We start from the raw sequence: 16,012 nt of genomic DNA on the forward strand, positions 1-16,012 counted from the left end.
TTAAACCCATGTTGGAAAATATGGATGGTAAAGGAAAGAGGTCTTAATATTGGTAACTAGAGAGAGGTATTCTGACCATGTTCATTGCGGAGAAATGTTGGACATTCTAGAAGCAAGTGGTACTCCGGCATGTCTGATTAATGTCCATTACCAGACTGTTGCATTAAATGATGAAATGCGTAAAGCGTTGCAGCTTGACCAAACTCACTTTTCTTTGTGTGAATGGTTTTCTTTGTTCCGCAGTTCAAATCGTCCGGACATCCATCAAATGATTTACCAGTCTTCTCAAACGAAAGAGTTGGATTTTTCAGTTGATATGAGAGTTGCAAATGAATATCGTATCTTTCTTTGCAAGATCTTCGATTTAAAAAACGATCAAAAAACGCTAATCTTTCCTAAAGCACATAAAGTTGACTCTTCCTTATTACAAGGGAATGAAGAGCTATTACAAAAAGATACTGATGGACCCGCCAACATGATAGAACATCCATCAAACGCTGCTTTTCGTCAAACAGCAATTCTTACCGATCAGTTGTCTGCAAGCCAAATTTCGCCCGAAAAAGAGTTGTTTTCTCAAGTGGCTGATCACTTTCCACATGGGTTAGCCATGGTGAATAACAGTTGGGAACTAATCTATGCGAATGATAAAATGGAGAAATTAACCGGCCTTTCCTATCAAACTAACTTGAATAGGAAATTGTGGGATGTTGTTTCGGTAGATGAATATTCTGACTTTTTCCGGCATTGCTTAAGAGCAATGGATACTCAGGAATCGGTAGAATTGGAAGGTGAACTTAACAAATATGATCTTACAGTAAAAATGACTATTCTGCCTACCACGCAAGGACTTACAATAATCGGACAAGATATTACATTGTATAAGCAGCAACTATCAGCATTGCAAGCATCTGAGAAGCGGTTTTCTATGTTAGCCAATAATATTAATGATGTGTTCTGGATATGTGATTCTGAATTTCAAAAAATTCATTATGTTAGTCCGGCTTTTAATGATATGTTCGGTATGAGAAGAAGAGAAATACTTGCTAGTTGGTCCTCTTTAGAGAATATTGTTCATATGAACGATTACAACAGGGTTCTTAACGCTTTTTCAGTAATGAAACAACAAAAGCATCAGGTGGATTATCGAGTAACAACCACGTCAGGGGAAGAAAAGTGGATTCGAACAAAGGGCTTTCCTATTATAAGTGAAGGAACCGAGTATATCATTGGAACCCATCAAGATATAACAAAATATAAGGAAATGGTTCAACTAAAGGAGAAATCACAGCAATTATCTACGATCACTCAAATGGCTGCTGGTGTGGCTCACGAAATTAAGAACCCACTTACGGCAATTAAAGGGTTTTTGCAGATAGGTGCTGTTAATCCAGATTTACGTGATAATTATTATGAGATCATATTGGATGAGGTGAATCGAATTGAATCAATAGTCCAGGATTTCATGATGCTGTCTAAACCGAAATCCTCGATTCAGTTAGAAAAGATTGACATTGAAGAAGTCGTGTCCTATGTCCTAAGATTACTGGATCCAGAGGCAACAGGCAAAAATGTCGATTTATCCTTCACATGTGATATTGTGGAAAAGTCCTTTCAGTCAGAGCCTAAAAGGTTGAAGCAGATATTATTGAATTTAGCAAGTAATGCCATTGATGCAACTGAGGAAGAGGGGGATATACGAGTTGCTGCTTATAATAGAGGTGATGACCTTGTCTTATCTGTTAAGGATGACGGTCAGGGGCTAAGTGATCAACAACTAGCAAAGCTTGGTGAGCCGTTTTTTACGACGAAAGAAAAAGGAACAGGCCTCGGTGTAATGGTGACAAAGAAAATGGTAACCGATTTAAATGGAACTATTGCATATAAGAGTGAACTTGGCAAAGGAACCTGTGTCACAGTTTGCCTGCCATATGAACTCTAAAGTAAAGATCCGTTACGATATTCGTAACGGATCTTTTAGCATACGTACATAGAAAATCTCCCTCTCCTATTGATGATCCGACAGATTTGACACCTCCCATGAAATATCCAGAAATTATTACACATTTCCCGGGAAATATACATTACTGTCGAATAGTGCTTATTCATTACTCACCGATGTTTTTAACAGTTAAAATCAGTTGCAATTATGAGAAAAGTGAGTTAACAAACGCTTACATGAAAAAACTATAGTTTTTTGAATCAAAGCTGTTTACAAACTTCTCAAAGCCCTCTATAATCCCCGTTGTACTAAAAAATTCGTCGAAATTGGACATCGTTAGTAAGGGAGGGCTTTTGGATGAAGAAGAAAATACTTTCCTTTTTGCTCATGAACCTTGGGTCATTAGGAGTAGCAATAAATGTTCACTTTTTCCTTTCCCCAAACGACTTAGCTACAGGGGGAGTCAGTGGTTTATCCATTGTTTTAAATAAAGTATTTCCGGACCTATCTCTTGGATTAATCATGATTCTGTTAAATATTGTATTATTTATTATTGGCTTTATCTTTTTAGGGTTTCAATTTGGCACAAAAACCATTTATGCAAGTTTTGTATTATCCTTTATGGTGTGGGGACTCGAGGCTTTCTTTCCGATGCAGCAGCCGCTTAGTGACGATTTGCTGATTCAGCTAATCATTGGTCAAATTATAGCAGCTTCTGGGATGGCTATCGTCTTCCATCAAGGGGCATCCACAGGTGGAACTGATATTTTTGCTATGATTCTAAACAAGTATTTTTCTATTGATGTAGGTAAGGGTGTACTATTTTCTGATATAGCGATCGCCGTTTCTTCCATCTTTATTTTCGGGCCTACTGTTGGAATGTACGCATTCTTTGGTGTTATTTTGAATGGACTGGTGATCGACTATGCTCTGCAGCAGTTTGATAATAACAAGGAAATTGTCATTATCAGCAAGGAAAGTGAACAAGTCCGTAACTTTATTGTTCACAGTTTAGGCCGTGGTGCTACGATTCATTATGCTAGAGGCGCTTTTAATCAAGAAGATAAAGAGGTTATAACTACCATCATGAATCGGAAAGATTTTGCGAGATTGAAGAAGTATATGACAAATATAGATGAAAGGGCATTTATAACAGTTCACTCCATGAATGAAATTTTGGGTCAAAACTTTAAACGTTTAGCATAATAGATAAAAGTAAGCCGCTGGGGGTTCTACCTTTAAGCGGCTTTTTGTATTGGTAGTAGACTCATTATTGTTTTAATTTTTTTGAAAATTTGATATACTTGACTTGCTAATAATTGAATAATCGCTCATCTTTTGAGGAGGAATGGCAATGAATCAAGAGCATTTAATCGCACCAGAGCAATATAACATCGTTTCTGAAATGGAAAGGTTTGCACTTGAAGCTGACCGTAAAGCTCTGCTATGGCTTAACGAATCAGGTGATCGCGAAGAGATTACATACCAAACATTGATAAAGAATGCAAATAAAATTGGAAACGCTTTCCTTGAGGCAGGTTTAAAAAAGGGAGATAAGGTTCTTGTTATGATCCCACGGCTGATTTCAGCCTATCAAGTTTATGTAGCAGCCTTGAAGATTGGAGTTGTTGTGATTCCAAGTTCTGAAATGCTGAGGGCTAAGGACTTGGCTTATCGCTTATCCCATGGAGAGGTGAGTGCTGTAGTCAGCCATCAGCCCTTTACAGACCAGTTTGATGGAGTAAGAGAAATGGATAATGTGAAGACATTTACAAATGGTGGTTCAAAAGCAGGCTGGTTGAGCTTGGACGATTTGATGGAAGGTCAGCCCGATTCCCTTGAAATGGCAGATACACATCGTGATGATATGGCTTTTCTCTCCTACACTTCTGGAACAACCGGTAATCCAAAAGGTGTCGTTCATACACATGGCTGGGGATTTGCTCATTTGAAGACCGCTGCATCTGAATGGCTAGCCATTCAAGATGGTGATACAGTATGGGCGACAGCTGGTCCCGGATGGCAGAAGTGGATATGGAGTCCGTTTCTTTCTGTTTTAGGAACAGGGGCGAGAGGACTGGTGTACCAAGGTAAATTTGACCCTAAAACATATTTAAGCATGCTTGATCAACACGAGGTCAACGTTTTATGCTGTACGCCGACAGAATACCGGTTAATGGCAAAAGTGAATAATCTGAATGAATACAGTCTTAAGCATTTGCATAGTGCCGTTTCCGCCGGGGAACCTTTAAATAGAGAAGTGATTGAGACGTTTCAGAACCACTTTAATGTCATCGTTCGAGATGGTTATGGCCAAACTGAAAATACACTGCTCGTCGGTATTATGAAGGATATGGAAGTCCGGCCCGGTTCAATGGGGCGTCCTACTCCAGGGAACCTCGTGGATATTATTGATGAGATGGGTGAACCAGTGGAGACAGATCAAGTTGGAGATATAGCCGTTCATTTAGATACTCCTGCTTTATTTAAAGAATATTATAAAGATGCAGAACGTACAAAAATAGCACAAAGAGGAAACTATTATATCACGGGTGACCAGGCAAGGAAAGATGAGGATGGATACTTTTGGTTTGAGGGCCGAAGTGATGATATTATTATTAGCTCTGGATATACCATTGGTCCATTTGAGGTGGAAGATGCCCTTGTTAAGCACACCGCTGTTCAGGAATGTGCTGTTGTTGCTAGCCCCGATGAAGTACGCGGTAATATCGTGAAGGCGTTTATTGTTTTACAAGACGGTTATCTGGGGACAGATTCACTTATTATAGAGCTTCAGGACCACGTCAAACAATTAACAGCTCCATATAAGTATCCGAGAAAAGTCGAGTTTATTGCTGAACTTCCTAAAACGACATCTGGCAAAATCAGAAGAATTGAGCTTAGAAAGCAGGAACAACCCCAGTGATTCGTGCTGCGGTATTACAGGACGCAAAGGAACTAGCTGAGCTTATGGGGCGCTAGGCTATCCAACCTCTGAAGAAGAGATGAAGAGCCGTTTGACGTCTATTTTGAATGATTCTAGTTATCATACTTTTGTCTATGAAGAAAGGGGGAGGCTCCTGGGGATGATTGGCTTTATTTTTAATGTTGCGTATCATACAAATGACCCGCATGTTCGTGTCATAGCCTTTAGTGTTAGGGAATCGTTTCAGGGGAAGGGAATTGGCAATTTATTGATAGAGCGTACAGAGCAATGGGCAAGTCGGCAAGGAGCAAAGTCCATTGTATTAAACAGTGGGGACCGGGATGAGAAACAACGCCCATCAAATCTATCGTCACTGGGGATTCCAAGGAAAGGCCACAGGATTTTATAAGAGAATATCTTAAACAAGGAAGGATCTGAGAGGAGTATTCTCAGGTCCTTTTTTAGATCTCATTTATACGAGATGGATGGTTTTCAACTTTTTGTAAAATAGTCTCTGTTATATGAAACGAATAGGATGGGTGGATCGTATATATAGTACATATAATTATAAAGGCCTATACTCCTTGAAATTTTTTAGTAATAGGTGAGGAAGATTGAGGTGAATAATGAGAAGGAAAAAGTTATATGTTATTATAGGAATCGCTTTAACTGTATTTTCTATTATATATGTGAACAATACATACTTTTTTAATCCACTATTCTTTGAGCAGGATAAGGTGACATCTCATGATTGGAGTGACTATGAACGGCCCTTGAAAATTAAGTTGTATAACTATGGAGAGAAGAATGAAACTTTCACGATAAAGAAGGAATCAGAGGTTCGCCAGTTCTTAACCGCTTTAAAAAGCAGTGACATTGTAGAAGAACCCAATGGTCGATCAACGGTTATTGGAGGGCTCACTTTATCAACGAAAGATACTACATTGCTTAAAATATTGTTTCACACCAATCATTGGGAAGTCTTAAAGCATGGGAGTCCATCCTTTGAGATGACTAGTTCATTAAAAGAACTTTTCCAAAAGTACTAGGCCAGACACCCTTAAACGTGAGTCTGGCTGTTTTATTGTTCCCGAATCATTTTAGAATCTGCTATACTTGATCATGTTAAGCCATCATGATGATTCTTTTCAGTGAGGTGAATATGATGAGTAAAATGTTTACCCATACTTTTAATTTAATTGTGGGTTTAATTATTATTATTGAAGGCGGAGTGTATATATTTACAAACAATAAGGATGGGGATTTCCACGTTCGAAGCGTCCTGATGACATTTCTCCTACTGTTAGCCTGGGGGATGTCTTATCGGAAACAATTGACGAGCGAGAATAGAAATAACTGGCTTATCGTAACGATGATTATTATGATACCTGTGATACTCCCTTGGCTTTTCTTTATTTGAGTTTGCTTTACAGTAGCCAAATATATATGCCGGCTGAAGCAAAGATCACGCTAGAACTTAAATAAAGGTAGCCAAAAAATTGATGTTTGTTCTCATCACTACTGGATTCGACTGCCCCAGCAAATACAAGGAATAGGGTGATTATAATGAGCAAGACTATCTCGACGTCCTTCCACGCAGATGATTTAAACAGCAACCAGCAAGCGATTGGTATAGCAGTATAAGAAGGTATATAGAGCGGGGCAATAAATTCATCCCAATTTTTTAATTTATTCAGCATTAAGAAAACCACCTATTTATCGGAGAATATCAGAATAATAAGTCACTGTCGGTGTTAGACTAAGAAAGCATTCAGGCTAAAGCGTAACTTTATATGGGTTACGCTTTTTGTATTGTGAAATGTGAACTTTTTCTAATCATTAACGAATAGCCAGAGGTTGTCAAATAAAAGTACACATTGTCGAAAAGGATGTTAATCTTTTGGCCGATAGGGTATAACTAATATTACTGAACTCATTTGACCAATGGTATGCTATTTGTTACTCTGATTTTTGCATTGTTAAGCGTGCCCTTCTCAAGATCTCTTCAAATTGTTTGCCTCCAAAATAACGACAAAACCTTCAGAGTATTGTCAAAATGGAAGGAAGATGTATGTTGAATAAGAAAATGATTGATTGGCCTACGTTTATCGGGGCGCTTGTATTACTCTTAGCTGTTACGGTACCCCTTGTACTATTTCCTGAGGCCGGAAAGGAAATTGTTAGTCAAGCAAATGCGTTCATGACAGGTAACTTTGGTGCCTTATATATGATCATGGGTCTTGTTATTTTTGTTTTTCTATTATTTGTAGCTTTTAGTAAAAATGGGCGTATTAAATTAGGTGATGAGGGGGAAAAGCCTGAATTTGGCACATTTTCCTGGGCGGCTATGCTGTTTGCAGCCGGAATTGGATCAAGTATTTTGTATTGGGCCGTCATCGAATGGGCTTATTACTATCAAGGGCCTCCCTTTGGCATAACACCCGAGTCAAAAGAAGCCATTCAATGGGCTACCGCATATGGGATCTTCCACTGGGGTCCTGTAGCGTGGGCGATCTATATCTTGCCAGCATTGCCTATTGCCTATTTCTATTATGTTAGAAAAAAACCTGTACTTAAAGTAAGTGAAGCGGTCCGTCCGGTTTTAGGGAAAACTGTGGACGGTCCAATTGGTAATTTAATTGATATTCTCTTTATGTTCGGGTTGTTGGGCGGTGCAGGAACCACCTTGGCTCTCGGAGCACCAATGATTGCTCACGGGATTAATGATTTAACAGGATTAGATGTAACTTTAGGACTTCAAGCTGGGGTTATGGTTTTGTGCGCAGTTATCTTTGCCATTAGTTCTTATTCAGGACTAAGGCGCGGGATAAAGGTATTGAGTGATATAAATATATGGCTGGCCTTATTCCTCCTTGCCTTTATTTTTATTCTTGGACCTACCCGCTTTATTATGGAAACGACCTTTAATTCCCTAGGGATTTTATTGGACAACTTTTTTAAAATGGCAACTTGGATGGAGCCTTTTGGAAACTTGGCACAATTTGAAGAAACACAATTTCCAGAATCATGGACAATTTTTTACTGGGCATGGTGGCTTGTATATGCACCGTTTGTTGGTTTGTTTGTAGCCCGTATTTCCAGAGGACGAACCATCCGGCAAATGATTTTAGGAACAATGATTTACGGTACCATTGGTTGTATTCTTTTCTTCGGAATTATGGGTAACTTTGGTTTGTACATGCAGCTGACAGGTCAATTTGACGTCGTTAGTTTTATGGATACGAATGGAGCACCCGCTACAATTATCGAGATCATTAACCAGCTTCCACTAGCGAAGTTTATGGTGCTTGTATTCACGATCCTCGCGATCATCTTTTTAGCAACAACATTCGACTCCTCTTCTTATATTTTAGCATCTGTTGTACAGAAGACTGTCGAAGGGGAACCGCTTCGATGGAACCGTCTGTTTTGGGCTTTTGCCTTAAGTATCATGCCGATGGTTCTCATGTTCTTAGGCGGATTAGACACGTTGCAAACCGCTAGTATTGTTGGAGGGTTTCCGCTGATCTTCATTATGTTTCTGCTAGCCTGGTCATTTATTAAAGCGTCCAACACAGACATTCGAGCATCTGATGATTATGAACCCCCGACTATCCATATTAAGCGATGGAAGAGAAAGAATAAAAAGCGGTCTGCTCTTGAAGTTATGCAAGAGAAGGATCGGGATGACAAGTAGTATTCAACCAGACTTACTGACGAAAGAAAGTAAGTCTGGTTTTTTAATGGATGTACAGGGGAAAAGAATAGTAATGAAGGGGAGGCGATTAGTTGTTGCTCAACAGTATCGGTTTACTCATTGTAGGGATTGCTGTATTTGTATTAATTACGATCGTAGCATATAAAATATTTATTAAAAAAGAACGCGTAGACAATTCTTATACGCCCTTTGATTATATAACAGGACAGACAGACACAGAATTCCACGAAGAAGAAATAATCGTCGAAGACAAAGATAATAGGGGATAATTTCCACCTCAGGTCATCCATTTTATGTGAAAAATCCACTAGGGCGAGGTCGCTGAAAAAGTCTGTGTATAGAGGATGTTCAAAAAGTCATCAAATGATAAACGGCGAATTTCTTCGTTGCTCGGTTTTTCTGGTCCTCACGTATGAAAGGTACACGGCTTGCGGTCCTCAAAACTGTCGCACCTCGAACTTCTTGCGACGCGCAAGGAACGTGCTAGTATCGACGGCCTCATTCGTCAACTTTTTGAACACACGTATAGTAACCCCACTCTATTATTGTATAGCCGAGCGTATTATACAGAATTCTATCATACTGATTTAAGGAACTCACTATATAATGGAATACATGATTGCAGGAATAATGAGGACGTGGTTATTGAATTAAAAAGCTGTTATCTGGAATAAAGGTTAGGAACAGAGAGAGGGGCCACGGAAAGCGAGTCGTTTCCCAACCACCTTTCTCTTTTTTATAACGGAAGCTACCAAGAGAGCACAGAGCTACATACATGTTTTTATTCATCAGCTTGTTTATCTGAGGTCTTTGTACACAAAAATCATATGACCATTTCAAACGTAACAAAAATGCCAAATACATTCCTTACAGAGTTTAACAAACGTCACTTTTTTCAGCGGGCTCTGTAGGGTAGTGAGGTTTAATACCCTTTATCTCGGAAGGTAGTCAAATGAGTCCACCATATGATAATCACCGCTATCTGATAAGAAGCGGTGAAGGAGATGCAAGTGATCGCTTCCAATAATGACGAGAAGGCGATCGTCAGATTCCACTAACCTCGCTATATTTGCTGATATGGCTAAATCTCTTTCGTGCCATTGCTTTAACCATCTAACCCCAATTTGATGTTGACGATCACCGACTCGGGCAAGCTTCATATAGACACGTTGTAATTCGGCTATGTACGCTGGATTATTGAGATAGTGTAGCTTGTCTATGAGAGTTGAATGGTTTTCCATCTCTTTCAATCGTGATTGAACTCCAATGATTTCTTGAAACAAATCAGGTTGATGCTCTTTAGCCCATTCAAAAACTTGATTTAAGGATGGAGATGACATATCAACAATGTCATCAACAGGATATAGACGAGGGTGATCAAAGTAGCTGGCAAGCGGAAAACCGAACTGTTCGACTTCATCATACCCCGGTAGTAAGTCGCCCCTTTTATATTTTTGATAATTACGATCAAGTTCTTCCTCAATTAAATAAGGTTTTTCTACAGCAATTTTAGTTGGCTGAAATGTTTGAAGGGTATTCATTACCTGTTCTATGTTATTTTTTTGTTTGTTAACCAAATCTGGCTCCATTGAGATATGGAAAACTCCTACTAATAGGATAGTTGGTATTTGAATGCTCAATTACAGCACCTCCTTTTGATCAATAAAAAACCTCTCCATTCATTTTGTGAAGGAAGAGGCTCGCCGTATAATTTCATTCAGATTAAGCAATATAGATAAAAAGATAAAGAATGCTTGCTAGAACAGCAGAACCTCCGAAACCATAGATGAAATCTGTAGAATCATATTCAGATTGTTTTCTCATTGCAAAAGCCCCTTTTAATAGATAATATTTTTTCAAAAAACTCTTTCTTCTACTTATTAGACGATCAGTAATCGTGGAAAGTTTCATTTTTATGACGAAAATATTTCATTTATATTACAAAATCATTTTACCATTGTTTAGGCTATTGTAAACCCTCTTATTTTCCTAATGTTTCTAAATTAAAAAATGGCAACATCTTATGTGTCAAACATGTATTTAGATTATATTGATGGATCCTCTGTAAACGTTTTACTATAAAGATATAGAAATAATTAAAGACAAAGAGGAGGAAATAAAATGTCAGACCAAAATAAACAGTCTGGAATAAGGGCGGGAGTTCAAAAGTTTGGCAGCTTTTTAAGTGGTATGATTATGCCGAACATTGCGGCCTTCATTGCTTGGGGGATCATTACTGCCTTATTTATTGAGACAGGCTGGGCACCAAATGAGGAGTTAGCAGCACTTGTTGACCCGATGATTAAGTATCTATTGCCATTATTAATTGCTTTTACAGGCGGACGTATTGTGCACGGTCTTCGCGGGGGAGTTGTCGGTGCAACTGCTGCAATGGGCGTGATTGTAGGGGCAGATATCCCGATGTTCATGGGAGCCATGCTTATGGGACCTATAGGCGGGTATGTTATTAAAAAGATTGACCGTCTATTTGAAGGAAAAGTTCGCTCAGGCTTCGAAATGCTTGTTAACAACTTCACCGCAGGGATTGCTGGATTCGTTTTAGCGATCATTGGCTTAAAGTTAATTGGACCTATTGTTTCCGGGATTACTTTGACTTTAGGCGCGGGTGTGAAAGTTCTGGTAAATGCAGGGTTATTACCTTTAGTCAATATTTTTATTGAACCTGCAAAAATTTTATTCTTAAACAATGCCATTAACCATGGAATCTTAAGTCCAATTGCTGTAACGCAAACAGAAGAATTAGGAAAGTCAATTTTGTTCCTATTGGAAGCCAACCCTGGGCCTGGACTAGGTGTACTGCTGGCATTTACTGTATTTGGTAAAGGGGTTTCGAGACAAACCGCTCCTGGAGCTGCTGTTATTCACTTCTTTGGTGGTATTCACGAAATTTACTTCCCATACATTCTTTCCAAACCTTCCTTGATTCTCGCCGCCATCGCTGGTGGTGTATCAGGAACGGCTACATTTGCGGCCTTCGGGGTGGGACTTACTTCTACTGCCTCACCAGGAAGTATTATCGCTTTATTAGCACTGACGCCAAGGGGAGATTATATTGGAGTGATCCTCGGGGTGCTTGTCGCTACTGCCGTTACTTTCATCGTTGCTGCTATTATTTTAAAGGCAGGAAAGCAAGAAGAAAGTGATATTACTGCCGCGACCGCACAGATGGAAGAAATGAAAGGGAAAAAGAGCAATGTAGCTGATCAACTTTCATCAAAAGAAGAACAGCAAAAAGAATCACAGCAGTCTCCTGAGGAAGTTCCAGCTGTAAACCAAGAAGAGGTAGATAAGATCATCTTCGCTTGTGACGCAGGGATGGGATCAAGTGCAATGGGGGCTTCCTTATTGAAAAATAAATTCAAAAAAGCGTCGATCGCGATTGATGTAACAAATATGGCTATTAATGACCTGCCGTCTGATGTTGACATTGTCATTACGCATAAAGACTTAACCGAGCGTGCGATGCAAAAAGTTCCGAATGCTCATCACATTTCGGTGGACAACTTCTTGAACAGTCCAAGGTATGATGAACTGGTTGAGGAGCTAAAGTCAAATGAATAATCTTATAAGAGTCTGCATTGAGCAGACTCTTCCTTCTTCACCTTTTTAAGAAAGGAGGGAAGATGATGTATATATCTGCCAGAGAAAGAAAGATGATTGAACTACTTTTACTATCGAATGAAACGGTAGCTATTAAAGAAATCGCCGAGTCCCTGGATGTTAGTACGAGAACGGTTCACCGTGATCTCCAAGGAATCGAAACACTCCTGATGGGTCATGATCTTTTATTAAAAAAGACCGCGGGTAAAGGTGTGATCGTCGAAGGGGAACAGGAAAACCGGAAGAGTCTGCAAGAAGCGATCAACAACCAAGATGCTGTTGATTATACACCTGAAGAACGGCAAGTACTCATTCTTTCTAAGCTGCTGGAAATAAAACAGCCTATCAAATTATTTGCGCTTGCCCACGATTTAGGTGTTACTGTTGCCACTATTAGCTATGATCTTGATAAGATTGAGCAGATGATAAATGACTTCCAATTAGAATTGATTCGAAAAAGAGGGTATGGCGTTGAGGTTAAAGGGAGTGAATCACGAATACGGGAGGCGATCAGCTCTTTAATAATGGAGCACATGAATGAATTGGATTTTATAAAGCTGCTCCGTGAAAATGTACAGGATAGTTCCCTCGATATGGTGTCAGAGCGTCTGCTTGGTTTAGTAAGCAGAGACAAGATTTCTCTGATTGAACAGACGATAGAGACCATTCGCCCCTCGCTCAATTATAACTTGACTGATCAAGCTTATATTGGTCTAGTGATTCACATTGCTTTAGCCTTGGAACGCTTGAAGCAAGGAGAGTTTATTCGGATGGATGAGGATTATTTACATTCGTTACGAAATTCCAAAGAGTTTAAAGTGGCTGGGAAGCTTATTGAAAAACTTGAGGAGACTTTTCATATTGAGATCCCTGAAGCGGAGACAGGCTACGTCACCATGCACTTAATGGGGGCTAAGGTCCGTTATGATACGGATGTAATCATTGAAGATAGCAGCCTTAGTATTGCTTTTAAGGCGAAACAGCTTATCGAGTTTGTCTCAAAAGCTCTCAATCACGACCTCCAGGAATCTAACCAGCTGCTCAATGATTTAGTTGTTCATTTAAAGCCGAGCGTTTATCGGATCCAACAGCAAATGGATATCCAAAACCCTTTGACGGAACAAATCGAGCAAGACTATCCCGAGTTGTTTGAAATTGTACAGGATGGGACGGCACACGTGTTTCCAGGCATGACTTTTCCAAAAGAAGAAGCAGCCTATATCGTTATGCACTTTGCATCGGCCCTTCTAAACATGAGAGAGACACGGGGTCTTCACGTGTTAGTGGTTTGTTCAAGTGGAATGGGTACCGCTAAGATTCTTGCTGCAAAGCTCCAACAGCAGTTTTATGAAATTGAGGGAGTAGAGCATCGTTCATTATTTGATTTAGAGAAATTAGATCATCAAAGCTACGATCTAACGATCTCGACGATCCCACTTAGTGACTTTACAGATTATGTACTCGTCAACCCGATGCTCCCATTGAAAGATGTTCATAAGGTGCAGCATGCGGTTCGAAAAGCGAAAATGAATGAGCGAATGAAGCGTGTTAAACTAGCAAATCCTCTTCACGTAAAGGGTGAATCGATTCAGTCTATACAGCAATCTGTGGAGTCCATCCAACATTATGCTGCAACGGTTAACCAAATTATCGAACATCTAGCTGTGTTACAAACGAATGAGTCGGATAAGCAACGCGCGCTCATTGAAGCATGTGAGTATTTGCAAAGGATCCAGGTTCTCAATGATGCAAACAAGGTGGTTCATGCTTTATTGGAAAGGGAGGAAGTCGGCGGGCTTGGCATCCCGGATACGAAATTAGCGATTTATCACGCCAAATTAAGGGAAATTATACAACCATGCTTTATGATGATTACTTTGAAAAAGGAAGCAAGGGTTCTCGGAATGGATGGTGAGATGATGGCTAGTGATCGCTTTATTATTATGCTTGCCCCGAGCAACCTGACTAGCAGGGGAAATGAAGTGTTAAGTTATTTAAGTTCTTTAATAGTGGAAGAAAAAGAATGTACGAAGGTGCTGGAATCTGATGACGAAGAACAGATGAAGAACTATTTTTCCAATAAACTTTATCACTTCTTGAGAAATAAACTTACAAATTAAAGGAGAATGAACATGTCTACAAATATTTTAACAACCAGTAATATTGCTTTGAATGAGCAGTTTAATAGTAAAGAAGAAGCCGTCCGTTACGTGGGAAGCCTTCTCCATACACAAGGATATGTAGAGGAGGCTTACATTGGACAAATGCTTGAACGTGAAGAAGTAACTTCAACATATATGGGGAATTTTGTTGCGATTCCTCATGGTACGGAGGATGGGAAGAAGTCTGTGAAAGAAACGGGGATTACCATTGTGACTGTACCAGAGGGTGTCGATTTTGGTGATGGTAATATTGTTAAGTTGTTGATCGGCATTGCTGGAAAAGGTGACGAGCATTTAGAAGTTTTATCACAGATTGCTCTTGTGTGCTCGGAAGAAGAAAATATTGAAAAAATTCTGCAGGCTGAGTCTAGAGGAGCGATCCTTTCTATTTTTGAAGAGGTGAATTAAATGCTGGCTGTACATTTTGGTGCAGGAAATATTGGTCGAGGGTTCATTGGAGCTTTATTGTCTAAAGCAGGATATGAGACTGTATTTGTTGATGTAAATGGTGAACTTATTGATCAGATTAATGAAAGACGCAAGTACACTATTGAACTGGCGGGCTCAAAGGAGTCATTCGAGGTAACCAATATAGCAGGAATAAATAGCGTGACTAATCAGGAAGACGTTGTGGCTATGGTCGCGAAGGCAGACTTAATTACAACAGCTGTTGGTCCTCATATTTTACCAAAGGTTGCTCCTTTAATTGCTGAAGGGCTAAAAGAAAGAACAGAAACTGTAAATGTGATTGCATGTGAAAACATGATTGGAGGAAGTGATTTACTTAAGGAGCATGTCCTAAAGCATTTGGATGAAGAATTTGAATCACGTGTGGTTAAATTGACAGGATTTCCCAATGCAGCAGTTGATCGCATTGTGCCTGATCAAACCCATGAGAACCCACTTAAAGTAACGGTTGAGCCTTATTTTGAGTGGGTAGTGGATTCCTCTAATTTAAAAGGGGAGAAACCGGGAATCGGTGGGATGACACTTGTAGACGACTTGACACCGTATATTGAAAGAAAGCTGTTTACTGTAAATACAGGACATGCTGCAGCCGCTTATTTAGGGAACTATTATGGACATCAAACGATCCATCAGGCGATGAGTGATAGTGGAATTCTTTCTAAAATAAAAGGGGCGCTTCACGAGTCTGGTGATGTCCTCATTAAAAAATACGGTTTTACAAAGGAAACTCATGGAAAGTATATTGAAACGATTTTATCAAGATTTGCAAACCCTGATCTGTCAGACGAAGTAACTCGTGTTGGTCGGGCGCCGATTCGCAAGCTTGGACCAAAAGATCGCTTAGTTCGTCCCGCAGTTGAATATATAGAATGGAATAAGGAGATACCTATTCATTTGGTTGAGGTGATTGCAGCTGTGTTGGTATATGAACAAGATCAGGATCCCGAAGCTGTGGAACTTCAATCACTGATAAAAGAACAAGGCTATAAAGAGGCATTACAAGAAGTAGCTCAACTAAGTGAGGATCACCCTTTGCTTGAGGCTGTAGAAAAACAATTTTAAATGTTGTAACTTCCTGAAAAATCCTCCCCTATATTTAATTATAGAGGAGGATTTTTTTCAGGTTAGAAACCGTAAACTACATTTGAGACGAAAACATTCCTAATTGCTGATCCAAT

At 39.5% G+C, this 16,012-nt stretch carries 14 protein-coding genes; 12 read left to right on the forward strand and 2 right to left on the reverse strand.

All coding sequences use genetic code 11. The features are described 5' to 3' along the window. The first annotated feature begins 49 nt into the window (after nt 1–49). The 6 genes from MUO14_RS19110 to MUO14_RS19135 all read left to right on the forward strand — a co-directional run bounded on the left by MUO14_RS19110 (nt 50) and on the right by MUO14_RS19135 (nt 6,285). Complete coding sequence (locus MUO14_RS19110; RefSeq protein ID WP_244752144.1) at nt 50–1,939, forward strand: PAS domain-containing sensor histidine kinase; 1,890 nt, start codon at nt 50–52, stop codon at nt 1,937–1,939. Nucleotides 1,940–2,296: 357 nt separating this feature from the next. After that, entirely contained in the window at nt 2,297–3,145 is an 849-nt protein-coding gene (locus MUO14_RS19115; RefSeq protein ID WP_244752145.1) for a YitT family protein, read from the forward strand. Nucleotides 3,146–3,293: 148 nt separating this feature from the next. Next, entirely contained in the window at nt 3,294–4,865 is a 1,572-nt protein-coding gene (mbcS, locus tag MUO14_RS19120) for an acyl-CoA synthetase MbcS (protein ID WP_244752146.1), read from the forward strand. Between the two features lie 79 nt (nt 4,866–4,944). Then, the gene (locus MUO14_RS19125; RefSeq protein ID WP_244752147.1) at nt 4,945–5,274 is read left to right on the forward strand and encodes a GNAT family N-acetyltransferase; all 330 of its coding nucleotides are present in this window, start codon (nt 4,945–4,947) and stop codon (nt 5,272–5,274) included. Between the two features lie 217 nt (nt 5,275–5,491). Beyond that, complete coding sequence (locus MUO14_RS19130; RefSeq protein WP_244752148.1) at nt 5,492–5,914, forward strand: hypothetical protein; 423 nt, start codon at nt 5,492–5,494, stop codon at nt 5,912–5,914. 116 nt (nt 5,915–6,030) lie between these two features. Next, a complete protein-coding gene (locus MUO14_RS19135; protein ID WP_244752149.1) occupies nt 6,031–6,285 on the forward strand; it encodes a hypothetical protein in 255 nt (84 codons plus the stop codon). A 7-nt stretch (nt 6,286–6,292) separates the two neighbouring features. Here MUO14_RS19135 and MUO14_RS19140 read toward each other — a convergent pair whose 3' ends face one another. Then, on the reverse strand, nt 6,293–6,565 hold the full coding sequence (locus MUO14_RS19140; protein WP_244752150.1) for a hypothetical protein: 273 nt from the start codon (nt 6,563–6,565) through the stop codon (nt 6,293–6,295). Nucleotides 6,566–6,939: 374 nt separating this feature from the next. Between MUO14_RS19140 and MUO14_RS19145 the strand changes: the two genes are divergently transcribed. Continuing rightward, nucleotides 6,940–8,562, forward strand: coding sequence for a BCCT family transporter (locus tag MUO14_RS19145; RefSeq protein WP_244755685.1), 1,623 nt, complete (start codon nt 6,940–6,942; stop codon nt 8,560–8,562). Between the two features lie 92 nt (nt 8,563–8,654). Next, on the forward strand, nt 8,655–8,852 hold the full coding sequence (locus MUO14_RS19150; protein ID WP_244752151.1) for a DUF3951 domain-containing protein: 198 nt from the start codon (nt 8,655–8,657) through the stop codon (nt 8,850–8,852). A 663-nt stretch (nt 8,853–9,515) separates the two neighbouring features. Here MUO14_RS19150 and MUO14_RS19155 read toward each other — a convergent pair. Beyond that, nucleotides 9,516–10,223 (reverse strand): DUF5694 domain-containing protein, encoded by a 708-nt coding sequence (locus MUO14_RS19155; protein ID WP_244752152.1) that lies wholly within the window; start codon nt 10,221–10,223, stop codon nt 9,516–9,518. A 481-nt stretch (nt 10,224–10,704) separates the two neighbouring features. Here MUO14_RS19155 and MUO14_RS19160 point away from each other — a divergent pair, with 481 nt between their 5' ends. The 4 genes from MUO14_RS19160 to MUO14_RS19175 all read left to right on the forward strand — a co-directional run bounded on the left by MUO14_RS19160 (nt 10,705) and on the right by MUO14_RS19175 (nt 15,896). After that, entirely contained in the window at nt 10,705–12,165 is a 1,461-nt protein-coding gene (locus MUO14_RS19160; RefSeq protein ID WP_244752153.1) for a PTS mannitol transporter subunit IIBC, read from the forward strand. 65 nt (nt 12,166–12,230) lie between these two features. Beyond that, nucleotides 12,231–14,324, forward strand: coding sequence for a BglG family transcription antiterminator (locus MUO14_RS19165; RefSeq protein WP_244752154.1), 2,094 nt, complete (start codon nt 12,231–12,233; stop codon nt 14,322–14,324). A 12-nt stretch (nt 14,325–14,336) separates the two neighbouring features. Next, the gene (locus tag MUO14_RS19170) at nt 14,337–14,774 is read left to right on the forward strand and encodes a PTS mannitol transporter subunit IIA (RefSeq protein WP_244752155.1); all 438 of its coding nucleotides are present in this window, start codon (nt 14,337–14,339) and stop codon (nt 14,772–14,774) included. Further along, complete coding sequence (locus tag MUO14_RS19175) at nt 14,775–15,896, forward strand: mannitol-1-phosphate 5-dehydrogenase (RefSeq protein WP_244752156.1); 1,122 nt, start codon at nt 14,775–14,777, stop codon at nt 15,894–15,896. Nucleotides 15,897–16,012: the final 116 nt, after the last annotated feature.

Origin of the sequence: Halobacillus shinanisalinarum (assembly GCF_022919835.1) — a bacterium.
Taxonomy (GTDB): Bacteria; Bacillota; Bacilli; order Bacillales; family Halobacillaceae; genus Halobacillus_A; species Halobacillus_A shinanisalinarum.